The sequence below is a fragment of the Desulfuromonadaceae bacterium genome (assembly GCA_019429445.1).
GTDB lineage: Bacteria > Desulfobacterota > Desulfuromonadia > Desulfuromonadales > JAHYIW01 > JAHYIW01.
On record JAHYIW010000003.1, the window covers coordinates 36603 to 59966 of the forward strand.

At 49.7% G+C, this 23364-nt stretch carries 22 protein-coding genes; 16 read left to right on the top strand and 6 right to left on the bottom strand.

Features of this window, described 5'->3' with window-relative positions; all coding sequences use genetic code 11:
* The 6 genes from K0A93_01620 to dnaA all read right to left on the bottom strand — a co-directional run bounded on the left by K0A93_01620 (window position 1) and on the right by dnaA (window position 9653).
* Window positions 1–879 carry a tetratricopeptide repeat protein gene (locus tag K0A93_01620; GenBank protein MBW6510801.1) on the bottom strand — a complete coding sequence of 293 codons (879 nt, stop codon included), beginning with the start codon at window positions 877–879 and terminating at the stop codon, window positions 1–3.
* Complete coding sequence (gyrA, locus tag K0A93_01625; GenBank protein ID MBW6510802.1) at window positions 821–3322, bottom strand: DNA gyrase subunit A; 2502 nt, start codon at window positions 3320–3322, stop codon at window positions 821–823. Before gyrA ends, K0A93_01620 begins: the two co-directional genes overlap by 59 nt.
* Before the next feature lie 61 nt (window positions 3323–3383).
* Window positions 3384–5768 (bottom strand): DNA topoisomerase (ATP-hydrolyzing) subunit B, encoded by a 2385-nt coding sequence (gene gyrB / locus K0A93_01630; GenBank protein ID MBW6510803.1) that lies wholly within the window; start codon window positions 5766–5768, stop codon window positions 3384–3386.
* Between the two features lie 19 nt (window positions 5769–5787).
* On the bottom strand, window positions 5788–6861 hold the full coding sequence (locus tag K0A93_01635) for a DNA replication/repair protein RecF (protein MBW6510804.1): 1074 nt from the start codon (window positions 6859–6861) through the stop codon (window positions 5788–5790).
* Window positions 6862–6932: 71 nt separating this feature from the next.
* Window positions 6933–8054: a DNA polymerase III subunit beta gene (gene dnaN / locus K0A93_01640; GenBank protein MBW6510805.1), complete on the bottom strand. Its 1122-nt coding sequence runs from the start codon at window positions 8052–8054 to the stop codon at window positions 6933–6935.
* 213 nt (window positions 8055–8267) lie between these two features.
* Entirely contained in the window at window positions 8268–9653 is a 1386-nt protein-coding gene (gene dnaA, locus K0A93_01645; GenBank protein ID MBW6510806.1) for a chromosomal replication initiator protein DnaA, read from the bottom strand.
* 291 nt (window positions 9654–9944) lie between these two features.
* Between dnaA and rpmH the strand changes: the two genes are divergently transcribed.
* The 16 genes from rpmH (at window position 9945) to atpG (ending at window position 23338) form a co-directional block, all read left to right on the top strand.
* A complete protein-coding gene (rpmH, locus tag K0A93_01650) occupies window positions 9945–10097 on the top strand; it encodes a 50S ribosomal protein L34 (protein ID MBW6510807.1) in 153 nt (50 codons plus the stop codon).
* A gap of 23 nt (window positions 10098–10120) precedes the next feature.
* Window positions 10121–10495 carry a ribonuclease P protein component gene (gene rnpA, locus K0A93_01655; GenBank protein MBW6510808.1) on the top strand — a complete coding sequence of 125 codons (375 nt, stop codon included), beginning with the start codon at window positions 10121–10123 and terminating at the stop codon, window positions 10493–10495.
* A 5-nt stretch (window positions 10496–10500) separates the two neighbouring features.
* Window positions 10501–10713 carry a membrane protein insertion efficiency factor YidD gene (gene yidD, locus K0A93_01660; protein ID MBW6510809.1) on the top strand — a complete coding sequence of 71 codons (213 nt, stop codon included), beginning with the start codon at window positions 10501–10503 and terminating at the stop codon, window positions 10711–10713.
* A 30-nt stretch (window positions 10714–10743) separates the two neighbouring features.
* On the top strand, window positions 10744–12402 hold the full coding sequence (gene yidC, locus K0A93_01665) for a membrane protein insertase YidC (protein ID MBW6510810.1): 1659 nt from the start codon (window positions 10744–10746) through the stop codon (window positions 12400–12402).
* A 16-nt stretch (window positions 12403–12418) separates the two neighbouring features.
* The gene (locus tag K0A93_01670) at window positions 12419–13051 is read left to right on the top strand and encodes a Jag N-terminal domain-containing protein (GenBank protein ID MBW6510811.1); all 633 of its coding nucleotides are present in this window, start codon (window positions 12419–12421) and stop codon (window positions 13049–13051) included.
* A 1-nt stretch (window position 13052) separates the two neighbouring features.
* Window positions 13053–14417, top strand: a complete 1365-nt coding sequence (gene mnmE, locus K0A93_01675) for a tRNA uridine-5-carboxymethylaminomethyl(34) synthesis GTPase MnmE (GenBank protein ID MBW6510812.1) — start codon at window positions 13053–13055, stop codon at window positions 14415–14417.
* A 32-nt stretch (window positions 14418–14449) separates the two neighbouring features.
* Window positions 14450–16321 (top strand): tRNA uridine-5-carboxymethylaminomethyl(34) synthesis enzyme MnmG, encoded by a 1872-nt coding sequence (mnmG, locus tag K0A93_01680; protein MBW6510813.1) that lies wholly within the window; start codon window positions 14450–14452, stop codon window positions 16319–16321.
* Complete coding sequence (gene rsmG, locus K0A93_01685; protein ID MBW6510814.1) at window positions 16311–16967, top strand: 16S rRNA (guanine(527)-N(7))-methyltransferase RsmG; 657 nt, start codon at window positions 16311–16313, stop codon at window positions 16965–16967. The genes mnmG and rsmG overlap by 11 nt, the downstream gene beginning before the upstream one ends.
* A 157-nt stretch (window positions 16968–17124) precedes the next feature.
* Window positions 17125–17892 (top strand): AAA family ATPase, encoded by a 768-nt coding sequence (locus tag K0A93_01690; GenBank protein ID MBW6510815.1) that lies wholly within the window; start codon window positions 17125–17127, stop codon window positions 17890–17892.
* A gap of 6 nt (window positions 17893–17898) precedes the next feature.
* On the top strand, window positions 17899–18753 hold the full coding sequence (locus tag K0A93_01695; protein ID MBW6510816.1) for a ParB/RepB/Spo0J family partition protein: 855 nt from the start codon (window positions 17899–17901) through the stop codon (window positions 18751–18753).
* A gap of 89 nt (window positions 18754–18842) precedes the next feature.
* Window positions 18843–19262, top strand: a complete 420-nt coding sequence (locus tag K0A93_01700) for a polymer-forming cytoskeletal protein (protein ID MBW6510817.1) — start codon at window positions 18843–18845, stop codon at window positions 19260–19262.
* Window positions 19263–19369: 107 nt separating this feature from the next.
* On the top strand, window positions 19370–19798 hold the full coding sequence (locus K0A93_01705; protein ID MBW6510818.1) for an ATP synthase F0 subunit B: 429 nt from the start codon (window positions 19370–19372) through the stop codon (window positions 19796–19798).
* Window positions 19795–20382 (top strand): F0F1 ATP synthase subunit B, encoded by a 588-nt coding sequence (atpF, locus tag K0A93_01710; protein MBW6510819.1) that lies wholly within the window; start codon window positions 19795–19797, stop codon window positions 20380–20382. The genes K0A93_01705 and atpF overlap by 4 nt, the downstream gene beginning before the upstream one ends.
* Window positions 20379–20921: an ATP synthase F1 subunit delta gene (gene atpH, locus K0A93_01715; GenBank protein MBW6510820.1), complete on the top strand. Its 543-nt coding sequence runs from the start codon at window positions 20379–20381 to the stop codon at window positions 20919–20921. The genes atpF and atpH overlap by 4 nt, the downstream gene beginning before the upstream one ends.
* Window positions 20922–20931: 10 nt before the next feature.
* Window positions 20932–22440, top strand: a complete 1509-nt coding sequence (gene atpA, locus K0A93_01720; GenBank protein ID MBW6510821.1) for a F0F1 ATP synthase subunit alpha — start codon at window positions 20932–20934, stop codon at window positions 22438–22440.
* A 31-nt stretch (window positions 22441–22471) separates the two neighbouring features.
* The gene (gene atpG, locus K0A93_01725) at window positions 22472–23338 is read left to right on the top strand and encodes an ATP synthase F1 subunit gamma (GenBank protein ID MBW6510822.1); all 867 of its coding nucleotides are present in this window, start codon (window positions 22472–22474) and stop codon (window positions 23336–23338) included.
* The last annotated feature ends 26 nt before the right edge of the window (window positions 23339–23364 follow it).

The window sequence follows — 23364 nt, forward strand, 5'->3', positions numbered from 1 at the left end:
CTATATCGCCTTCTGCTTCTTGTTAATCCGCTCACGAACCTGTTCAATTCTTTTCTGCAGCACGTTCTGGTTGGGGTAGACCTCCACCAGCCCTTCAAGCACGGTCAGCGCCTCGCGCAACCGCTCCTGATCTTCCATCACACCAGCCAGCCCCAGCTGTGCCTCACGTGCGAACGGATCGTTCGGAAAAAGCTCTAGCACCTGGCGATAGGCCAGCTCTGCGGCCTGACTCTGGTGTTCGAGTGCGTAAGCCACGCCGATCCGGTAACTCGCTTCCGGCACCAAGGTGCTCTGCGGATAGTTTTTAATCAGGCCCTCGAACTCGATCCGCGCCTGCTCAAAGTTGTTTTCGCGAAAGTAACCATCGGCGATTTCATAAATCAGCCGGTCGGAGTGAGGGACTCCGGCATCGACGAGTTCCTGATAGACCGTGATCGCCCGTTCGTTATCGTGCAACCGTTCTTTGTAGATTCGGGCAACTCGCTCCCGGGCAACCAGTGCCAGGGGGTGATCGGGATAATCACGCTCGACCAATGTACAGGTCAAGATGGCTTCACGATAACTGCGTTGATACAATTCCTGAATTTCGGCCAGTCGAAAAAGTGCTTCGGGCGCAATTGCCGCGCTGGGGAAATTACGTTGCAGCGCCGCAAAACGCTCCGCAGCCTGGTGCGGTTTTTGCTCCTTCAACAACCGCTCCGCCGTTGCAAAACGACCGGCGAGAATGCTGTCCAGATTGTAGTAGTACCAGCCAAGTGCCGTTCCACCGACCGCGATGAACAACAGGACTGCGTAGGCCAGCTTGCGACGCAGTGATATTTTATTCTGCCGGCGCAATTCCTCCTGTAGTAGTTTCTTCTTCAGCTTCGCCAATTCCATCGTCGATTTCTTCATCCTTTTCAGCCAGTTTTGCTACCGCAACAATGCGTTCTTCGCTTTCCAGCACCATCAGTCTGACCCCTTGCGTGTTTCTGCCAATCGAGCGGATCGTTGCAATGCGGGTCCGCAACACCTTGCCGCGGTCGGTGACGAACATCAGATCAGAATCATCATCGACCAACTTAATATCGACCACCTTGCCGTTACGTTCCGAGGTCTTGATGGTGATAACCCCTTTGCCGCCGCGACTTTGCGTCCGGTACTCGGTCAGGTCGGTCCGTTTACCAAAACCATTTTCGGTAACCGTAACCAGCGAAGCGGCGGTCGCATCGCTGACCACCTCCATACCGATGATGCGATCATCGCCCTCAAGCATCATGCCACGCACCCCGCGGGTGTCGCGCCCCATGGGACGGGCATTCTCCTCCGGAAAACGGATCGACTTGCCATCCCGACTGGCAAGCAAAATATCCATCTCGCCGCCGGTCTGGCGGGCCGCAATCAACCGATCCCCCTCATCAATTTTCAGGGCGATGATGCCGCCCTGACGGGGGTTCGAGTACGCCATCAGTTCCGTTTTTTTAACGGTGCCTTTTTCCGTCGCCGTGATGATGTAGCGTCCTTCGACAAATTCTTTAACCGGCAGAATGGTCATGACATTTTCGTCGTTGCCGAGTTGTAGCAGGTTGACGATGGCCTTGCCTCGTGTCGCACGCCCCCCTTGGGGAATTTCGTGCACCTTGAGCCAATGGACCTTCCCTTTATCGGTAAAGATCAGAATATAGGAGTGGGTCGAGGCGATAAACAGGTTCTCGACAAAATCCTCCTCTTTCGGACGCATACCGGTCTTTCCTTTGCCGCCGCGGCGTTGGGCCCGGTAGAGAGAAACGGCATTGCGTTTGATATAACCACCGTGGCTGACCGTAACCACCATATCTTCCTCGACAATCATATCCTCCAGGGAGAGGTCGGCGGTCTGGGCAATGATCTCGGTCCGGCGAGGATCTCCGAACCGTGCACGGATATCCGTCAACTCTTCCTTGATGATTTTGAGAATTTCCTGGTCGCTGGCGAGGATTTCCTTGAGCCGTTTGATCAGCGCCAGAACCTGGTTGTATTCTTCGAGGATCTTGTCCTGCTCCATCCCGGTAAGGCGATGCAGACGCAATTCAAGAATCGCCTGGGCCTGGATTTCCGAGAAGCCGAAACGTTCGATCAACCCGATCTTGGCCTGGGCAGGGGTGGCGCTGGCCTTGATGATGCGGATCACTTCGTCGATATTTTCCAGGGCGATCTTGAACCCTTCGAGAAGATGGGCGCGCGCTTCGGCTTTTTTAAGCTCAAAGATGCAGCGGCGGGTAACGATTTCGAGGCGGTGCTCGACAAATTTGTCGAGCATTTCGCGTAACGGCATGATGCGCGGCTGGCCACTGCAAATGGCAAGCATAATGATCCCGAAGGAGGATTGCATGGCGGTCATCTTGTAAAGTTGATTGATGATCACCTGGGGGATGGTATCTTTTTTCAACTCAACCACGATCCGCATCCCGTCCCGGTCGGATTCATCGCGCAGATCACTGATTCCTTCGATCTTGCGTTCCTTGACCAGATCGGCAATTTTTTCGATCAGGCGGGCCTTGTTCACCTGAAATGGGATTTCATTGACGATGATGCTTTCCCGTCCGGTGCGTTTATCCTTCTCGACCATCGCTTTGGCGCGCATGCGCACAATGCCGCGCCCGGTGCGATACGCATCGCGAATCCCGTCGTAGCCGAGGATAAAACCCGCAGTCGGAAAATCAGGCCCTTTGATCAGGGTCACCAGTTCTTCGAAGCCGAGATCGGGACGATCAATGATCGCGATCAGCGCATCAATCACTTCGCCCATGTTGTGCGGCGGAATTTTGGTCGCCATACCGACCGCGATCCCCTCGGAACCGTTGACCAGCAAGTTTGGATATTTGCATGGCAAAACCAGTGGTTCTTGCAACGAATCATCGTAGTTAGGTCCGAACTCAACAGTTTCCTTGTCGAGGTCGGCAAGCAGTTCCTGGGATAAACGATCCATGCGAATTTCGGTATAACGCATCGCCGCTGCGGAGTCGCCGTCGATCGAGCCAAAGTTTCCCTGACCATCGACCAGCGGGTAGCGCATGGAAAAATCCTGCGCCAGACGTACGATCGTATCATACACCGCAGAGTCACCGTGCGGGTGGTACTTACCGATGACATCGCCGACGACTCGCGCCGACTTTTTGTAGGGTTTGTTGTATTCGTTTCCCAGTTCATTCATGGCGAAGAGAACCCGCCGATGAACCGGCTTGAGTCCATCGCGCACGTCAGGCAGCGCGCGACCGACGATCACGCTCATTGCGTACTCCATGTACGACTTGCGCATTTCGTCTTCGATATTGACGGAAATTTTATTCTGTTCGGAAAGCATTTTTTCCTCCGAAAATCAGGTTGGCCGCAGCATCTTGCAATGCCCTTTCAACCGGTCATTTTTAGACGTCCAGATTCACCACGTTGAGTGCATTTTTTTCGATAAATTCACGGCGTGGCTCAACCTGATCTCCCATCAGCACGGTGAATATCGCGTCCGCCTCCACCGCATCCTCAATTTTGACCTGCAATAATATGCGCCGGTCTGGATCCATCGTCGTCTCCCACAGTTGCTCGGGATTCATTTCTCCCAGCCCTTTGTAGCGCTGAATGTAGATCCCCTTTTTGGCGCGATCGAGGAAAAACTGGAGGAGTTCCTGGCGCGAGACAACCCGGTTGTCATCCTTTTCATCCTGGCTGATCAGTGCCTCCTCGTCGCGGCAGATATCTTCCACCAGCCGATAGGCCTGAATTAACAGTTTATATTCATGGGTCGAAAGCTGCTCAAGCATGTGACGATCAATTCGTGCCCGTACGTTGCCCAGGGTAAAGAGCAGAAAACCGTTTTCCGGCGCAATACTGATGGTGGCTTCCGGAGCAACCTGACGCAGCTTCTCGGCCAACGGCTCCAAGTCAGCCAGATCGGCAAAACCATTGACAATTTTCCCCTTGACGAAGATCTTCAGAACCTCGCTGTTGACCCCCTTCAGCAGCATTTTGTCGAAATGCTGGTTGTAGTCGATAATATTACGCAAGGTCGGAATGATCTGTTTGCCGCGCAGGATCTTGCCGTTGTCCATGCGCACCGACATCCCCTCAACCCCTTCATTGAGGAGATAGTCCTGCAAAGTTTCTTCGTCCTTGAGATACATCTCCTTCTTGCCGCGTTTGACTTTAAAGAGCGGCGGTTGCGCGATATAGAGATATCCGCGTTCGACCAGTTCCGGCATTTGCCGGAAAAAGAAAGTCAGCAGCAGGGTCCGAATGTGCGATCCGTCGACATCGGCATCGGTCATGATAATGATACGATGGTAGCGTAGTTTTTCGAGGTTGAAGTCATCCTTGCCGATACTGGTTCCCATCGCGGTGATCAGTGTCCGGATCTCCTGGGAGGATAACATTTTGTCGAAGCGGGCTTTTTCAACGTTGAGAATTTTTCCTTTGAGCGGCAGAATTGCCTGAAAGCGACGTTCTCGCCCCTGTTTGGCACTTCCGCCAGCAGAATCGCCCTCGACCAGATAAATTTCGCACAGAGCCGGATCTTTTTCTTGGCAATCGGCCAGTTTTCCCGGCAACGCCAGGCCGTCAAGAGCGCCCTTGCGCCGGGTCAGGTCGCGCGCCTTGCGCGCGGCTTCACGGGCCCGTGCGGCTTCAATCCCCTTTTCCAGTATCTTTCTTGCAACTGCCGGGTTTTCTTCGAGGAAGGTCGATAACTTTTCGTTCATCATTGTTTCGACGTAACCCTTGACCTCCGAGTTTCCGAGTTTGGTTTTGGTCTGCCCTTCAAACTGCGGATCAGGAATCTTGACAGAAATGACCGCTGCCATTCCCTCGCGCAGATCGTCACCCGAAACCGTTGCCTTGATATTTTTAAGTAAATTGTTGGCCGTGGCGTAATTATTCATCGTTCTGGTCAAAGCTGCCTTGAACCCGACCAGGTGGGTTCCTCCCTCATGGGTGTTGATATTATTGGCAAAAGCAAAGATTTTTTCGTCGTAAGCATCGTTATACTGGATTGCAACTTCGATTGCGACTCCGCCTTTTTCGCCACTGAAATAGATCGGTTGGGGATGAATAGGGTTTTTTGCCCGATTGATATACTCGACGAAGGAAACAATCCCTCCCTCATAAAAAAAATCATGCTCCTTGTCAAAGCGCTCGTCGAGAATTCTGATCTTGATCCCGGCATTCAAAAAAGCCAGTTCCCGTAACCGTTGTGAAAGGGTCTCAAATGAAAAATCTGTCGTCTCGAAAATTTCGTGGTCTGGCCAGAAAGTAATACGGGTACCGCGCTTGATCGTTTCCCCCTCTTCGCGTAGATCAAATTCAGGCACTCCACGCACATAGTTCTGCCGATAGATCTTGCCACCGCGTCGAATTTCCAACTCCAGGTGCTCCGACAGGGCGTTAACGACCGAGATGCCGACCCCGTGCAAGCCGCCAGACACCTTATAACTGTCATTGTCAAATTTGCCGCCGGCATGTAGCACTGTCATGACAACTTCGGCAGCGGATTTTTTCTGGGTCGAATGCATCTCTACCGGAATACCGCGACCATTGTCTTTCACCGTCACCGAACCATCGACATGGATGGTCACCAAAATTTCATCACAGTGTCCAGCCAGGGCTTCGTCAATGGAGTTATCCACCACTTCGTAGACCAGATGGTGGAGACCGTTGGCACTGGTTGATCCAATATACATAGCCGGACGTTTGCGCACGGCAGATAAGCCCTCAAGTACTTTAATACTGTCTGCGCCGTAACTGTTTTCGTTTATTGTTGTCATGCAAACCTCGGTATACCAGTTAGTCCCTGCTCAGGATTCCTTGATCGACGCAATAATAGTCCACGTCATGAAAAATAGTGTTGCTTAATATGTTTTTATCCGTTGTCGTGATAAAGACCTGCCCCCGATGTTGACATAAATATTCAAAAAGAAACTGACGTCGCCCAAAATCGAGTTCCCCGGCAAAATCGTCGAGTAAAAGCAGTGGTGGAACACCAAACTGCTTCTCAAGGTCTTCAATTTGGGCGATTTTAAATGCCAGAATATATGATTTTTTTTGGCCTTGAGAACCGAACTGACGCAGTAATCGCCCGTCAATTTTAAATAAGGGATCGTCACGTTGAGGTCCTGCCAGGGTTGTTTTGTGAATTTTTTCGCGTTCCAGAACCCGGTCCAACTCATCACGCAACTGGTTTGCGGAATGTGTATTGCTCCCCTCATTTATGATTAAATCTATGTTTTCATGCTCATTTGGTCTATCGCAGACTATCTGTTGATATATTTTTTTAAGTCGCGGCACAAGCCGTTTCACATATTTTTTCCGCTCGTCCCTGATCGCGGCACCATATTGAACGAGATACTCACTCCATATTTTTAATTCCTGTGCCTGCACATCTGTTCTGAGTATTTTATTTCTTTGACGCAATACCCGGTTAAATTTTCGTGCAAGAATCAAAAATTCAGGATTGGTATGAAATATAGCGCGATCGATTAATGCCCGTCGTTCCGCTGGAGGTCCGTTTATAATCCCGATCTCTTCGGGTGAAAAAAGTACAGGGCGCAATAAACCGGATATTTTTTCCGGAGTTATCGATTTTTTTCCGTCAACCGTTATATTTTTACTATCCCGATCGATACTCATCGTAATGTCATGTTCTACTCCACCTGATGTGATCAATGCATGTATTTCAGCTTTTTCTACATTGACTCTTATCAGTTCACTATTTCGCTGTGTCCTGAAACTTTTATAATTACCAAGCAAATAAATACTTTCAAGAAAATTTGTTTTACCCTGTGCATTTCTGCCATAAATAACACTTATATTAGCGTTGGTTATATATATCTGTTCAATAAAATTGCGATAGTTTCGCAATGTAAGTCTTCTTAAATACATTTTTTATTCACATATAAAAGACTTCTAAAATAATTTTATTATTCAATAAATTACAAACGCATTGGCATAATAACAGATAAATAGTCGTCATTGTCATCTGGCACTATAATTCCAGGAGAAATATTATCATTTAATTTTATAATAATATTTTCACATTGTTGTATTTGCAAAATATCAATCATAAAACGAACATTAAAACCTATAATCATTTCCGGTCCGGAATAATCAACTCCAAGATCCTCGTGTGATTCACCTAATTCAGGATTTGATGACGAAATATTTATATTGTTTAGTGTTAATGATATTTTTATAGCACGAGATTTTTCACTTGTTAAAATTGACATTCTTTTTAATACATGAAGAAAATCATTCCGTGGAATAACAACATCATGCATATTGTTTTTTGGAATAACTCTTTTATAATCCGGAAAATCTCCATCAACAAGTCGCATAACAATCAGTGTTTTATCTTTACTGATCACAGCATTATTATCTTTAATTCCTATTTCTATATAACCTTCTGATTCATCTGTTAATTTTTTAAGTTCAATTATTCCTTTACGCGGAAATATAACGCCATCAAATAAATCATCAATATTTGTTTGTTCAATACAATGGTCTATTTGCGAAAGACGGTGTCCATCGGTCGCGACCAAGCGTAAAAAATATTTTTCTTGTTCGGATATAATATTGAAAAAAATTCCATTTAAATTATATTTGCTTTCATCGGTCGCCATGGAAAGTGCTGTTTTTTCAATCAAACTGTTCAATTTGGAACAGTCAATTTTTAAAAATTTTGTTTCTTCGGCTGTTGGAAAATTTGGAAATTCATCGGCTGCCAAACCAACAATATTAAAAACGGCTTTTCCGCACCTTATTTCTATCCAACAATTTTCTTTAGATTTAAACGATATTATTGTTTCTGGGAGTTCCTTGATAATTTCGTAAATTTTCTTTGCTGATACGGTTATTTTCCCTGTTTTTTCAACTTGTGCCGGGTAATTTGCCCGCATACCTACTTCCAGGTCGGTTGCAGTCAGCTGAATTTCTCCGTTATTTGTCGCTTCAATAAGAACATTAGCCAATATCGGAATCGTATTGCGTTTTTCTACAATTCCCTGAATTTTACCTAATCCCTTAAGGAAGATGTTTTTTTCAATTTGAAATTCCATCATTACTCCTCCCCCTGTTATTGTTATTTATATTTATAAAATATAGTCGATAGTAATAAGTCCTGTTGATTTGTTTTTATCAGTATAATTAACTGTTTTATAAAGATTTTTTTGATTGATAAAATTGTTTATAAATATTTTTTATAAACAGATGATAATTTTATTCTTCAAAAAAAGTCTATTTGTGAACAATTATCCACACCTGTTAACACCTTATCTCTCCAAACTGGCTTTAAGGGTGTTGATAGTTTTTTCCAGTTGAAAATCATCAGCAAGTCGACTTTCAATTCTTTTTATGGCATGTATAATTGTTGAATGATCCTTGCCACCAAATTTTTCTCCTATTTCAGGATAAGAACTCGAAGTAATTTGACGTGATATATACATAGCTATTTGTCGAGGGAGTACTAATGCTTTAAGTCTTTTCGGGGATTTTAAATCTGAAATTTTTATATTGAAATGAGAGGCAACAGTTTTTTGAATGTCCTCAATACTTGTTTCCCTGTTTTTTTCAACCAGAATATCTTTCAGAACGTCTTTGGCCATATTTATATTGATTGTGGCTGAAGTCAAACTGGCATAAGCGCCAATTCTGATAAGATAACCTTCCAGCTCACGAACATTACTGCTTGCCGAATTTGCAATAAAATAACATACGTCTTCAGGTAATTTTATACTGTTCTGCTCAGCTTTCATTTTCAGAATTGCCTGTTTGGTTTCAACATCAGGTGCTTGTATATCAGCTATCAATCCCCATTCAAAACGGGAGCGCAAGCGTTCTTCCAGCCCCGGAATATCTTTGGGAAATTTATCCGATGTAACGACAATTTGTTTATTCGATTCATAAAGCGCATTAAATGTATGAAAAAACTCTTCCTGGGTTCGTTCTTTGCCGGCGATGAACTGAACGTCATCAATCAACAGGATATCCATCGAACGAAATTTATTGCGAAATTCATCCATTTTTGCGTAGCGCAGACAATTAATAAGCTCGTTCATAAATTTTTCTGATGTGTAATAACAAACGCGCACTTTCGGATCTGCCGCAATAATGTGGTTACCAATGGCATTGATCAGGTGGGTTTTGCCAAGTCCTACTCCTCCATAGATGAAGAGCGGGTTATAGGTTGTAGCTGGTTTATTTGCTACCGCCATTGCTGCGGCAAAGGCAAACTGGTTGGAAGAACCTGCAACAAATTCATTGAATGTATATTTTTCGTTAATGTTAAAATGGTTTGCACAATTAAATGGATGTTCAGTATTATTTAAGTTTTTTTTATCTTTTTTTTCTGCTGATTTTTCAGGTTTTTCTTGTTTTTCATGGGTGATCGGAAAAGTGATTTTGCTGGCGGGACGCTTTAAATCTTTATTTATTTTAAAGGTGACTTGATAATCAGTACCGATGTCGGACAGGGTTTCACAAATGATTTCAGTGTAGTTATCGCGCACCCAGTCATGGATAAAACGATTCGGAACTTCCAGACATACACGACCGTTGTCAATTCCTTTGAAGCAAAGGGGTTCTATCCATGTTTTAAAATGCTGAGGATTAAGCTTTTTCTCGAGGTGATCAAGAATTTTTTGCCAGATATCTTCCATAAAACCGGTTATTTTCCTCTTGATACAACGATTTATCCACACTTTGTTGACAGGGTGTGGATATTTAAATAAGTGTATTTTCTTCAGGTGTTAAGCGGTTGTCGGGTGTTTGTACAATGACACTGCAGGCTAGCAAACGTCCCTTTTATTTGCAAGTTGTTTTTCATGTTTGCTTCCGTTTGAAATAATCACTTAAGGGGAATCCGGAATTTTGCTCTTGACAAAGCTTTTTGATCTGTTTAAAAGTACCCTTTGCCTAAAAATCGTTAAAAGTAAGGAGTTTATAAGAGCATGTCCAAAAGAACCTATCAGCCGAGTCGAATCAGCCGGAAAAGAACCCACGGATTCCGCAAACGGATGCGCAGTAAAAATGGCAGCGCTGTTATCAAGCGTCGGCGTGCACGCGGGCGCAGAGTGCTCGCGGCGACGACCCCTGTAAAATAACGATTATTGATGGTCTTGTTATTATTCAATCTTGCGCAGAATATACTTTTCCGAAAGAAAATCGTTTACGTAAACGTCATCAATATCAACAAACGTGGCTAAACGGTCGTAAGCTGCGTACAAAAAATTTTTTGATTGTTGTTTGTCGACGTGGTTCAGCGTGCGCCTGCCGTGTGGGAATTACCGTCAGCCGCAAAGTCGGTGGCGCAGTGGTTCGCAATCGCGTGAAACGAATGATCCGTGAGTATGTCAGAATTCATTATCGGCGGCTGCCTACAGCCGCCGATATTTCCATTATAGCCCGACCCGGCACAGCCGTTCTTTCCTCTTCGCAACTGCATGCGGAGCTGGACATTCTCCTCATGATCGGTGTGGTCGCGTCACATCCTGAAGATTGAGATCGATGCTGACAAAAGCAATCCTGAGACTGATCGACGGATATCGATTTCTCATATCGCCACTGCTCGGTCCAAACTGCCGTTTTTATCCTTCCTGCTCACTGTATATGCATCAGGCGATTGTACGTTATGGTATTGTCCGCGGCGTGTGGCTGGGAATGTTGCGTCTGGGGCGTTGTCATCCCTGGAATCCCGGCGGTTATGACCCCCTTCGTTAATCAATTTTCTGTTACTCTGGAGTTTTTTTGATGGAAGAGAACAATAAGAACTTAATCATCGCACTGACCTTGATGGCTGTTGTCTGGCTCGGTTATAATTTTCTGTTTCCCGCGCAACCTGCCCCTTTGGTCACGGCGACGACTGAGGTCGTAACGCCTCCGACAACCGTCGGGTTATCGTCTAAAGCCGATGAACCCGCCGCGCAGAGTGTAACTGCGTTGCCGACAAATGCGGTCAATCTCCGCGCTGTAGTGAATACTGACCTCACCGACCGAATCGAAATGCCCCCCACAGAAGAGCGTATTCTGCTGGTTGAGACCGACCTTTATCGTCTCCAGCTGTCAAGTGTCGGCGCGGTGGTGAAGTCGATAGAGTTGAAAAAATATCGGCAGGAAGCGGACAGTGATGCCCCCTTCACAGTTATTAGTAGCCCTTCCTTGCAACTGGCGACGCTGCGTTCTTCCGGGACCGAAGAATTTTCTTTATCCGCGCAGACCCCCTTCTCTTTATCAACCACCGCGTCGTCGCTCAACCTGAGCAGGAATGACAGTCAAACAGTGGTTTTTGCTGCGCGCACTCCTTCCGGGGCGTTGCTGGAGAAGGTTTATACTTTTTATGCCGATCGCTATACGATCGACCTTACGCAGCAGTTGACAAACACAAGTCTCAAGCCTTTGCGCGGACAATCCTCGTTGACCCTGGTTGAATTGTGGGATGATTCCAATGAGGGGGCGATGTACGAATTTGTCGGTCCGATGACCCTGGTTGGTGAGGAAGTTGAGACGGTTGCTCCCAAGGATCTTAAAAAAGGTTCCAAGTCTTTTATCGCTCCGGTGTGGAGCGGGTTTGAAACCAAATATTTCATGTCGGTGGCGGTACCGCTCAATTCCGCTGCAGAACAAGTCAAGCTGGAGTTGACTGCGCAGAGCGTCGAAAATACCTTCATCAGCCCGCTGATTACGCTGGCCCCGCAAGAAACCCGGAAACTCGATTACCTCCTTTATTTTGGCCCGCGTGACCCAGATCAACTTCAAATTGTCGGTCATCGCCTGGTTGAGTCCATAGATTACGGTTTTTTTGCTATTATTGCAGAACCCCTGGTGCATATACTTAAATTTTTTTACGGCTATATCGGTAATTACGGTGTTAGTATTATTCTGCTAACGATCCTGATCAAGGCACTGTTCTGGCCGTTGACACACAAGAGTTACGCCTCAATGAAGGCGATGCAACAACTGCAACCTGAAATCACCAAGTTGAAAGAAAAATACAAGAATGACCGCGAAAAGATGAACAAGGCGGTCATGGAAATGTATAAGGAAAAGAAGGTTAATCCGGTGGGCGGTTGTTTGCCGATGTTGGTGCAGATACCGGTGTTTTTCGCTCTCTACCGAGCCTTGCTGGGCACGATCGATTTGCGTCACGCCTCGTTCGGTTTGTGGTTGACCGACTTGTCCGCGAAGGACCCTTATTATATTACCCCGGTAGTTATGGGGATCACCATGTTTATTCAGCAGAAGATGTCACCCAGTACCATGGACCCGACCCAGGCAAAAATCTTCATGTTTATGCCGATAATTTTCACCTTCCTCTTTCTGAATTTTCCGTCGGGGCTGGTCATCTATTGGCTGGTCAACAACGTACTAACGATTGCGCAACAGTATTTTATTAATAAAAAACCGTCATGATTGATGAGCAGCTATTATGGTTGAGGATCTTTTGTCTTTGGAGCAGGTCGGCTCAACGGTCGACCAGGCGGTTGCATCTGCGCTAGCACAGTTGGGCTGTTCGCGGGCCGATGTTGACGTTAAAATTTTGCGCCTGCCGACGCGCGGTTTTTTTGGTTTTTGGGGGCCCAAACCTGCTCTGGTGCGGGTCGTTTTAACTGATCGTGGTTGTGTGGCCCGCTCCATTCTTGAACACTTGTTGTCCCTTGCAAATCTTTCCGGGTCTGTTGCGGTATGTCCTGGCCGCGAAGTGATCGATCTCATTATTACCAGCGAAGAATCTTCATTGATCATCGGTCGTCACGGGCAGACCCTCGAAGCCCTCCAACTCCTTACCGTCGCCCTGACTGATCGTCTGGTTGCAGATCGAACTCGCCTGGTCATTGATATCGATCGCTACCGGGTTCGTCGAGAGCGCTTTTTACGCCAACTCGCTGGCCGCCTCTCAGGTCAGGTGAAACGCTCAGGGGAGCCGGTTATGACAGATCTTCTTTCTCCCGATGAGCGTCGTATTATTCATCAGGCGCTCAAAGGTGACCCGGCTATCGCGTTTCGTTCGATCGGCCAGGGGTTTGAGCGGAAGGTGTTTATTGCCGCTTGTGGTGGCTAGGATGTCATACACCGACACGATCATTGCCCCGGCAACCTCACCAGGTGAGGGTGGGATTGGTATTTTGCGAATTTCCGGTCCGCTGGCCGAGACGGCGTTAAAGCGTTTTTTCAGACCAGCAAAGAAGCTCACCGCCTTTTCTTCGCACCGACTCTATTATGGCCATATTTACACAGTGACTGGTGAGTTGGTTGACGAGGTGATGGCTGTTTTGATGCGTGCGCCGGCTTCTTATACCCGCGAAGACGTTGTCGAGTTTCACTGTCATGGTGGAAGTGCCGTGTTGTACCGTGTGCAACGACTTCTTCTGGAGGAAGGCCTGCGTTTAGCTGCACCGGGGGAGTTCACCCAACGCGCATTTATCAATGGCCGGATTGATCTGACCCAGGCCGAAGCAGTGATCGACGTCATTCGTGCGCGCTCTGATGCAGCGCGACAATTGGCCGTGCAACAGATGGAAGGCGGGCTCTATCGTGAGATGGAAAAACTTTCTGTCCGCTTGCGCGATCTCGTTGCGCTGGTTGAGGCCTACATCGATTTTCCTGATGAGGAGATTGCTCTTCTCGACAATGAGCAGCTATCGTGCGCTGCGCAGCAACTTATCGCAGACATGGACATCTTGCTTGTTTCTTTCGATTCAGGGCGTGTTTTACGTGAGGGGATATCGATATTAATTGTCGGTCGCCCGAATGTTGGCAAAAGTTCCCTGTTGAACGCGCTACTTGGTGAGTCGCGAGCCATTGTGACCGATATTCCGGGTACCACGCGTGATTTTATCGAAGAGGGACTGACAATCAACGGGCTTCCTTTACGCCTGGTCGATACCGCTGGAATCCGTCGCACCGACGATCCAGTCGAGGCTGAAGGTGTGCGGCGATCCCAACAGAAGATCGCTTCTGCTGATTTGCAGCTTTTGCTGGTTGATGGCCATTACGGCGTGTCGGATGATGATCTTTACGCGCTTAAGTTCTGTGATCTGCGGCGCACCTTGCTGGTTGTGACCAAAAGTGACCTCGCGCAAAAACCGTTGCTTGCCCCTTTCTCGGAGCTGGAAAGGATCGAGCTTTCATCCAGAACCGGTTTTGGTTTGGCCGCGTTGCGGGAGGTCATCTTTCAGCGCTTTTCGGTCTCGGGTCTTGCTGGAAGGGAGTCGTTGTGCCTTTCCAGTTCTCGCCACTTTGAGGCCTTGTCGCGCTGTTCAGCTAAAATAGCTTCCTTTCACGAACAACTCGCTGCTGGTTTGTCGGCAGAGTTTCTTGCTTATGATTTGCGCGAAGCCCTTTTCGCGATCGGCGAAATTACGGGTGAAACAACCCCTGACGACGTGTTGAACATTATTTTTGAACGTTTTTGTATTGGCAAATAAATGTTTCACGTGAAACATTTCGGGGTAACAGGATGATTTCATACGGAAAGCGTTATCAGGTCATTGTGGTTGGGGCAGGGCATGCGGGGTGCGAGGCGGCCCTGGCAGCGGCGCGTATGGGGTGTCATACGTTGCTGTTGAACCTTAATCTTGATGCCGTTGCGCAGATGTCGTGCAATCCGGCAATCGGTGGTTTGGCCAAGGGCCACCTGGTGCGCGAAATTGACGCTCTGGGCGGGGAGATGGGGTTGAATATCGATGCAACCGGTATCCAGTTTCGTACCCTCAATACACGCAAGGGCCCGGCGGTGCGCGCTTCACGCGCGCAGGCAGATCGTTATCTCTATCGCGATCGGATGAAAGGTGTTGTAGAGCGACAGGCATTGCTTGACCTCAAGCAGGGAGCCGTCGCACGACTGATGGTGGTAAATGGTCGGGTCGGCGGGGTGGTGACTGTCGACGGTGTGCACTACGAAGGCGATACCGTGGTATTGACGACCGGAACCTTTATGCGCGGTCTGATACATGTCGGCCTGAACAGTTATGCCGGGGGAAGGGCCGGAGAGCCGCCATCGGTTGGTCTTTCCGATCATTTGCGTGAACTTGGTTTTGATGTGGGGCGCTTGAAAACCGGAACCCCGGCGCGTCTGGACGGGCGTTCCATCGATTTTTCTTCACTGGAACCGCAGTATGGTGACCACCCCCCGCAACCCTTCTCTTTTCTCAATGATCAACTAGATGTTGAACAGCTTCCCTGTTACACGACATGGACTAATCAACGGACGCATGACGTGATTCGCTCCGGACTTGATCGATCCCCCTTGTATCGCGGAGTTATTGAGGGGGTTGGTCCACGTTACTGTCCATCGATCGAGGATAAGGTGGTGCGTTTCCCTGAAAAGGATCGACACCAGATATTTCTCGAACCAGAAGGACGCAACAGTCTTGAGTACTACCCGAACGGGGTTTCAACCTCCCTTCCGGCGGACGTGCAGCTCGCATTTTTGCGGACCATCCCCGGTTTGGAGCGGGTCGAAATTGTCCGCCCGGGATATGCCATTGAATATGACTACGTCAACCCTTCCCAGTTACGCCCGACGCTTGAAACCAAGCGCGTCAGTGGCCTGTTTCATGCTGGACAAATCAATGGAACTTCCGGTTATGAAGAAGCCGGGGCGCAAGGGCTGATTGCGGGGATAAATGCTGCGCGGAAGGCTAGCGGGGAAGAGGCGGTCATTGTTGGACGTGATCAGGGCTATGTCGGGGTGCTGATCGACGACCTGGTCAACCTTGGAGCAACTGAGCCCTACCGGATGTTTACCTCGCGCGCCGAATATCGATTGCTGTTACGTGAAGATAATGCTGATCGGCGTTTGACGGCGATTGGCCGCAAGGTTGGACTGGTTGATGATCATCGATGGAAAAGATACTGTGACAAGATGGAGGAGGTTGAGCGCGGGAGGCTGCTGCTCAATGAAACCCGGATCATTCCCTCGCAACACGCAGACCTGGCCCGACTTGGCCTTGAGAAAATGAGTAACGGCGCGACCTTGTGTGAATTATTGAAACGTCCCGATATTTATATCAGGGATCTGCTCTTTCTCCACCCAGGGTTGGCCGAACTGACACCCAGAGCGCGCGAACAACTGGAGATAGAAACGAAATATGCTGGCTATATCGTGCGCCAGGAGGAGCAGGTTGCGCGACTGCGCAAGGTTGAGGAAGTCAAGATTCCGCCAGGGTTTCGCTACACTGAGATCAATGGACTGTCCGCCGAGGTGAGGGAGAAACTCTCCCGGATAGAGCCGGCAACCCTCGGCCAGGCGGGGCGCATTCCAGGGATAACACCGGCAGCGATTGCAATTCTCTCGGTGATGTTGAAACGGGGCGTGCGTGAAACTTGAACGCTATTTAGACGCCGGGCTGAAACAGCTTGAGATTGAACTGGAGCCGCTACGACAAGCACGCCTGCTGGTATTTCTTGATGAACTCATGCGCTGGAGTGGCGCTATTAATTTAACTGCAATGGAGGATCCGCTGGTCGCGCTGGAAAAACACCTGCTCGATTCTGTGACCCTTTTGCCACTATTGTCGGGCGATGAAAGTGTTCTCGATTTCGGTTCTGGTGCCGGTTTGCCGGGGATACCACTGAAAATCGCGCGAACGGAGGTGGAGATCTGGTCACTCGACGCGGTGCGCAAGAAAGTCAACTTTCAGCGCCATATCGTTCGTCAGCTGGCGCTGACCGGTTTTCACCCCCAGCATGCGCGAATTGAAGACTTTGCAATGACAGATAGAGGCCGAAGCGGTTTTTCTTTGATCACTGCGCGTGCCGTTGCCGACCTTGGCAAACTCGTTGAATGGTCCGGCTCTTTACTGACGGCGAACGGTCGGTTGGTGGCAATGAAGGGCCCGGAGGGGGAGCATGAAGTGCCGGGTTCTGCGCAGACCTTGAAGAAATACGGCCTGGAGTTGGTCGAAGTACGTCGTTTGAGGTTGCCGTTCAGTGGTTCGGAACGGCAGCTGTTGATCTTTAAAAACAACGGTTGACCACGATATGTTGGGGCGGCCAAGAATTGCAACACAAGATCATGAAGTATAGAAAAGGCACTGATTTTTGGTCTATTTCTTCTTTCCAAGCCACGAGGGTTTATGATACCCTGCGCAACTCTAATTCTAATTCAATTTATCCTGTGAGGTACTATACGTGGCGCGCATTATCGCGGTAGCCAACCAAAAAGGCGGGGTCGGCAAGACGACGACGGCAGTTAATCTGGCGGCGTCACTGGCCGTTGCCGAAAAGCGGACCTTGCTGGTTGACATGGATCCGCAGGCTAATTCCTGTAGTGGTCTTGGGGTCGACAAGAGCGCGCAGGAACTGACCATCTATCACGTGCTGCAGGGTTCCGTTCACCCCTCCGAAATCATCGTTAAAACAGCACTGGAAAAACTTGCCGTGCTGCCGTCCAACACTGACCTGGCCGGGGCGGAAATTGAGCTGGTGTCGGCCATCTCCCGAGAAAAAAAGTTACTCTGGGTTCTCAAGGAATTGCGGGACGATTATGACTACATTATTATCGATTGTCCCCCTTCGCTTGGTTTATTGACGATCAATGCATTAACTGCGGCTGACGCAGTGCTCGTGCCGTTGCAATGTGAATTTTACGCCATGGAGGGGCTCAGCCATCTGTTGCAGACGGTCAAGCTGCTCCAGCAGGATCTCAACCCCGAACTGACATTGCTGGGTATTTTGCTGACCATGTATGACGGACGCAACAATCTGTCACGTCAGGTTGAAGATGAGATGCGCGACCATTTTGGCGCACAGGTTTTTAAAGCGGTTATTCCTCGCAACGTTCGCCTGTCCGAGGCGCCGAGCCATGGATTGCCGGTATTGCTGTATGACATCGCGTCGCGCGGTGCTGAAGCCTACCTTGAACTGGCCAAAGAAATTATCGACAAAGGGATGGACTGACACATCATGGCGAAACGACCTGCACTGGGTAAAGGAATTGGTGCGCTGTTAAGTTCGGCGACACACGAGGGTGGGCGTAAATATTTCCTCTGTCCGATCGAAGAGCTGCAACCGATGGCCGGGCAGCCACGCAAGATATTCAATGACGAGAAACTTGCCGAACTGGTTGCCTCGATCCGGGAAAAAGGGGTGATTCAGCCGCTGATCGTACGTCGTCAAGAGGATTATTACCAGATCATCGCTGGAGAGCGGCGCTGGCGGGCGGCACAAAAAGCCGGCTTGCGTGAAGTTCCGGTGGTGATTCAGGATGTTAGCGAGGACTGGGCTTTTGAGGTCGCGCTGATCGAGAACATTCAGCGCGAGGATCTCAACCCGTTGGAGGAGGCTGAGGCTTACCACCGGCTGGTGGCTGAGTTTGACCTGTCCCAGGAAGAGGTCGCCAGGCGGGTTGGTAAAAATCGTTCCACGGTGGCCAACTCACTGCGTCTATTGAAACTGCCCCGGCAACTTAAGGACGATATCGTCAACGGGGCACTGAGCATGGGGCATGCCCGAGCAATTCTGCCCCTTGAAGATGAAGTTTTGATGCGCAAGGCGCGGAATGAAGTCGTTGCTCGCGCCCTGACGGTTCGCGCGACCGAAGCGCTGATCAAAAAATTCAAAGAGGGGACCACCCCTCCCAAGGTAAGCAGTGAGGTTGCGCACAGCCCTGAATTGGATCGACTGGCGACCGAACTGCAACAGGTGCTGGGGACCAAGGTCAAGTTGGCGGCTAAGGGAAGCGGGGGCAAAATCGAAATCGTTTACTATACCGCGAGCGATCTTGATCGGCTGCTGAATATATTGGGTATCAATGTTTGATTTAATGCTTTACCGAAACCTCGAAATTAATGAAAAAGAGCCGTCGTACGGAAGGACAGGTAACGATCATGTTTGGAAAGAAGGAACCGATGAAGAAAGAAGCCAGTCTCGAAAAAAGCGATATCAAGGCCTTTCTGGGCCCCGGAAGTCAGTTTGAGGGAAAGCTCCATTTTGATGAAATCGTCCGTCTTGACGGTGCATTTCGTGGCGAAATTGTGTCGAAAGACATCTTGATTGTTGGCGAAACGGCAGACATTCAAGCTGAAGTGACGGTTGGCAGTCTGGTGCTGAGTGGTCACTTCAAGGGAAATATCAAGGCGGCCAAAAAGGTTGAATTGCGCACGCCAGCAAACGTTGAGGGCAGTATTGAAACCCCTGCGCTGATGATCGAGGAAGGCGTCGTGTTCAACGGCAGTATCAACATGAAACCGGGCAACACGGGCGCTACTGGCGGCGCTGTCCCTGAAAAGCAAGAGAAAAGCCGCCCGATAGAGCAAATACGTCCTTGACACCAATGGGGGATCGTGATAGATATTCGCCGTTTTATGTCCAGGTATATGTATACAGTATACATCTTATACGGTTTGTTCGATGAGTCTTATGAAGAGGTAGTGTAGTGATTAGTATTGACTGGACCATCATCCTGCAGTTCGTTAATTTTCTGGTGCTGATGGCAGTGCTCAACGCACTCCTTTATCGCCCGTTGCGCAAAGTTCTTGCGCAGCGTAAAGAGAAAATCGACGGTTCTCACCAGCGCGCCAAGGACCTTGAAGCACAAATCGAGGAAAAAATGACGCGCTACCAGGAGCAGTTGCAGGCGGCCAAGGTAAAGGGATCGCAGGAGCGGGCCGAAATGCGCAGCGCTGCGACTGCCGAAGAAGCAAAGCTGATCGGCGCAGCACGCGAGGAGGCCGCACAGCGACTGCTGGTGCTCAAAGGCAAGGTTGCCGAAGAAGCTGCGGTTGCCGAAAAAACGCTGCGGGCAGAGACCGAAGGGATTGCCGGTTCCATCGCCGCAAAAGTTTTGGGGAGGGCACTGGCATGAGGAGCACGCGTACAATCACAGTTTTCCTTGCCACGCTGGCGATGAGCCTTCTTTGCGTCGGCGCGGCGCTGGCCGCTGGCGACGCGAACCATGCAGACGCGGGTGTATTGTGGAAGGACTTTCTCTACCGCTGTTTCAATTTCGCCCTGACGCTGGGGATCCTGGCGTATTTTGTGACCAAGCCGATCCGCAACGGACTGGCCGGGCGTCGCGATGCGATTGCCACCAGTCTGGCTGAGGCGGAGCAGGCGCGCCATGATGCAGAAGCCAAGTTTGCTGAGTATGACGCCAAGCTGACCAGTGCTGCGGCAGAGATCGACGAAATTTATACGGCAATCAAGCGCGAGGCCGAACTTGAGCGTGAAAAGATTCTTGCCAGCGCTGCAGAATCGGCCCTGAAAATCAAGGCTGAAGCTGAAAAACTGGCTGAAAACGAGGTCGTCAAGGCCCGTATCGCGCTGCGTCAGGAGGCCGTTCGCCTGGCTGTCGAAATCGCCGAAGACTTGCTGAAAAAGAACGTCAACGAGCAGGATCAGAAACAGCTTGTCGATGAATATATGCAACAGGTAGGAGAACTACATTGAGTGCCAGTGCAATAACCAAACGATATGCCAGGGCTCTGGTTGAGCTGGGGACGGAACGGCAACAAGTCGAGTCACTCGGGAGTGAGCTGAGCATTGTCGGTGCGCTGTTTGCCGACGATCGCCTGCTGGCGCAGTTAATGGAAAGTCCGACGTTCGCGCTCGGCAAGAAAACCGCGATTCTCCACGATCTGAGCGATTTGCTCAAGTTGTCGGCGGACATGCGCAAGTTTCTCGGACTGCTTCTGGCCAAGTCGAGGATTGGCTACATTCAGCAAATCGCTACAGATTATCGCAAACTGGCGGATGAATTGTCCGGTATCCAGCGCGCCATGGTGATTTCAGCGACAGCGCTTGATGAAGTCCAGCAACAGGCGATCAGTACGGCGCTGGCCAGGCAGACAGGCAAAAAGATAGAGATCACGGCTGAAAGTGACCCGGCATTGATCGGTGGATTGCGTGTCGAAATCGACGGGAAAGTCTTTGACGGAAGTGTAAAAACCCAGTTAAAACGGATTGAAGATACCTTAAAGAAGGGGTGAAAAGGTCGTTATGGAAATCAGAGCCGAAGAAATTAGCGCGATTATTAAGAAGCAGATCGAAGGTTTCGATCGTGAGGTTGAAGTCAGCGAGACCGGTACCATTATTTCGGTCGGTGACGGTATTGCCCGTATTCACGGTCTGGACAAGGCGATGTCCGGTGAGTTGCTGGAGTTCCCCGGTGGCATCATGGGGATGGTTCTCAACCTCGAAGAGGACAACGTCGGCGCGGCGATTCTTGGTGAATGCCATCACATCAAAGAAGGCGATACAGTCAAGCGGACTGAGAAGATTGTCCAGGTTCCGGTTGGTGAGAGCCTGATCGGTCGTGTTGTCAACGGCATCGGCCTGCCGATCGATGGTCAGGGTCCGATAGCTACCGACCAATACAGCGAAGTTGAAATCAAGGCGCCGGGGATTGTTTCCCGGAAGTCCGTGCACGAACCGATGCAGACCGGACTCAAGGCGATTGATGCCATGGTCCCCATTGGGCGTGGTCAGCGGGAGCTGATCATCGGCGACCGTCAAACCGGTAAAACCGCCGTTGCCATCGACGCCATCATCAACCAAAAGGGTCAGAACATGATCTGCATCTACGTCGCGATCGGTCAGAAGCGTTCGACCGTCGCACAGGTGGTTGATCGGTTGAAGAAGACTGGTGCCATGGACTACACCATTGTTGTTGCCGCGACAGCCTCTGACCCGGCTCCTCTGCAGTTCATCTCTCCCTATACCGGGGTGACGATGGGCGAGTTTTTCCGTGACAACGGCAAGCATGCCCTGATCATTTATGATGATCTTTCGAAGCAGGCAGTCGCTTATCGCCAACTGTCGCTCCTGTTGCGGCGCCCGCCGGGCCGGGAAGCTTATCCCGGTGACGTTTTTTACCTCCACAGTCGTTTGCTGGAGCGTGCCGCGAAGCTCAGTGACGCCGAAGGCGCAGGCTCATTGACCGCGCTGCCGATCATTGAAACCCAGGCAGGTGATGTTTCTGCATATATCCCGACGAACGTTATTTCGATCACTGACGGGCAGATCTTTCTCGAAACTGATCTGTTTTACTCCGGGGTACGACCGGCGATCAACGTTGGTCTGTCGGTCTCGCGGGTCGGCGGCTCCGCACAAGTCAAGGCGATGAAGCAGGTCGCCGGTACCTTGCGCCTGGCTCTCGCCCAGTATCGCGAGATGGCGGCATTCGCGCAGTTTGGTTCCGACCTTGATGCTGCGACCCAGCGGCAGCTGAATCGCGGTGCCCGTCTGATTGAGATTCTGAAGCAGGGGCAGTACCAGCCGATGCCGGTTGAAAAGCAGGTCATTGTCATCTATGCCGCGAATAACGGCTATGTTGATGGCTACGAATCAACCAAGGTTCAGGTTTATGAAAAAGAACTGCTCGCCTACCTTGAGACCAGCCAAGCACAGTTGCTGACAGATCTCGCGACGAAAAAAATGATTGATGATGATATTGAAGGGCGCATTAAAGCGGCTCTGGACGCGTTTAAGAGCCAGTTCGCGGCCTGATTCGAGAGGCGCACGCTGAAGGGTTAATGGAATGGCCAATCTCAAAGATATAAAAAAGCGGATCAGCTCGGTCAAGAGTACGCAGCAGATCACCAAGGCGATGAAGATGGTTGCTGCGGCGAAACTGCGCCGGGCACAGGACGCGGTGGTTGCTGCCCGTCCGTACGCCGACAAGTTGCATCGCATGTTGTCGAGTCTGGCGTTGCGTGAGGATGCCAATGCGCACCCTTTATTGCAGAATCGCGGCAAAGGACGCGCCATGGTTGTGCTAATGACAGCGGATCGCGGTCTCTGCGGGGGCTTCAATGCCAATGTCAACAAAATGACCGAGCGTTTTGTGCGCGACAACGCCGAAGGGTATGAGTTAATTGATATTTTGATTATTGGGCGCAAAGGAAAAGAGTACCTTAAGCGGCGCGATGGCATGAATATCATCAAGGTGCATGAAAATCTTACCGGCAGCATCAATTATGCTACTGCGGCACTGATTGGGGCAGAGGTCGTCGAAAAATACGTCAGTGGCGACTACGACGCTGTATACCTGGTATACAATGCATTTCAAAGTGCCATCTCCCAAGAGGCGACGCTTAATAAATTGTTGCCCGTTACCCCGAAAGAGGTCGAGGAAAGTGTTCATGTCGCCGAGTATCTGTATGAGCCAAGTCGCGGAGAAGTCCTCAAACAGTTACTACCGAAACACATTGAAGTCCAGATTTTTCGGGCGCTGCTTGAATCGGTAGCATCAGAGCACGGGGCGCGGATGAGTTCGATGGATAGTGCCAGCAAGAATGCCTCGGAAATGATCGGCAAGTTGACCTTGCAGTACAACCGGGCACGTCAGGCGGCGATTACCAAGGAGCTGATGGAAATCATCTCCGGTGCTGAAGCGATTAAGTAACTTAAAAATAGATTTCGCCTGCGGGT

Excerpts from the sequence above, each read along its gene's own strand:
- K0A93_01670 (MBW6510811.1), top strand. The coding sequence starts at position 12,419 with ATGGTTGAGGATCTTTTGTCTTTGGAGCAGGTCGGCTCAACGGTCGAC.
- dnaN (MBW6510805.1), bottom strand. The coding sequence starts at position 8,054 with ATGGAATTTCAAATTGAAAAAAACATCTTCCTTAAGGGATTAGGTAAA.
- mnmG (MBW6510813.1), top strand. The coding sequence starts at position 14,450 with ATGATTTCATACGGAAAGCGTTATCAGGTCATTGTGGTTGGGGCAGGG.
- gyrA (MBW6510802.1), bottom strand. The coding sequence starts at position 3,322 with ATGCTTTCCGAACAGAATAAAATTTCCGTCAATATCGAAGACGAAATG.
- atpG (MBW6510822.1), top strand. The coding sequence starts at position 22,472 with ATGGCCAATCTCAAAGATATAAAAAAGCGGATCAGCTCGGTCAAGAGT.
- gyrB (MBW6510803.1), bottom strand. The coding sequence starts at position 5,768 with ATGACAACAATAAACGAAAACAGTTACGGCGCAGACAGTATTAAAGTA.
- rpmH (MBW6510807.1), top strand. The coding sequence starts at position 9,945 with ATGTCCAAAAGAACCTATCAGCCGAGTCGAATCAGCCGGAAAAGAACC.
- K0A93_01695 (MBW6510816.1), top strand. The coding sequence starts at position 17,899 with ATGGCGAAACGACCTGCACTGGGTAAAGGAATTGGTGCGCTGTTAAGT.
- yidC (MBW6510810.1), top strand. The coding sequence starts at position 10,744 with ATGGAAGAGAACAATAAGAACTTAATCATCGCACTGACCTTGATGGCT.
- atpA (MBW6510821.1), top strand. The coding sequence starts at position 20,932 with ATGGAAATCAGAGCCGAAGAAATTAGCGCGATTATTAAGAAGCAGATC.
- K0A93_01620 (MBW6510801.1), bottom strand. The coding sequence starts at position 879 with ATGGAATTGGCGAAGCTGAAGAAGAAACTACTACAGGAGGAATTGCGC.
- dnaA (MBW6510806.1), bottom strand. The coding sequence starts at position 9,653 with ATGGAAGATATCTGGCAAAAAATTCTTGATCACCTCGAGAAAAAGCTT.
- atpF (MBW6510819.1), top strand. The coding sequence starts at position 19,795 with ATGAGGAGCACGCGTACAATCACAGTTTTCCTTGCCACGCTGGCGATG.
- mnmE (MBW6510812.1), top strand. The coding sequence starts at position 13,053 with ATGTCATACACCGACACGATCATTGCCCCGGCAACCTCACCAGGTGAG.
- K0A93_01700 (MBW6510817.1), top strand. The coding sequence starts at position 18,843 with ATGAAGAAAGAAGCCAGTCTCGAAAAAAGCGATATCAAGGCCTTTCTG.
- yidD (MBW6510809.1), top strand. The coding sequence starts at position 10,501 with ATGCTGACAAAAGCAATCCTGAGACTGATCGACGGATATCGATTTCTC.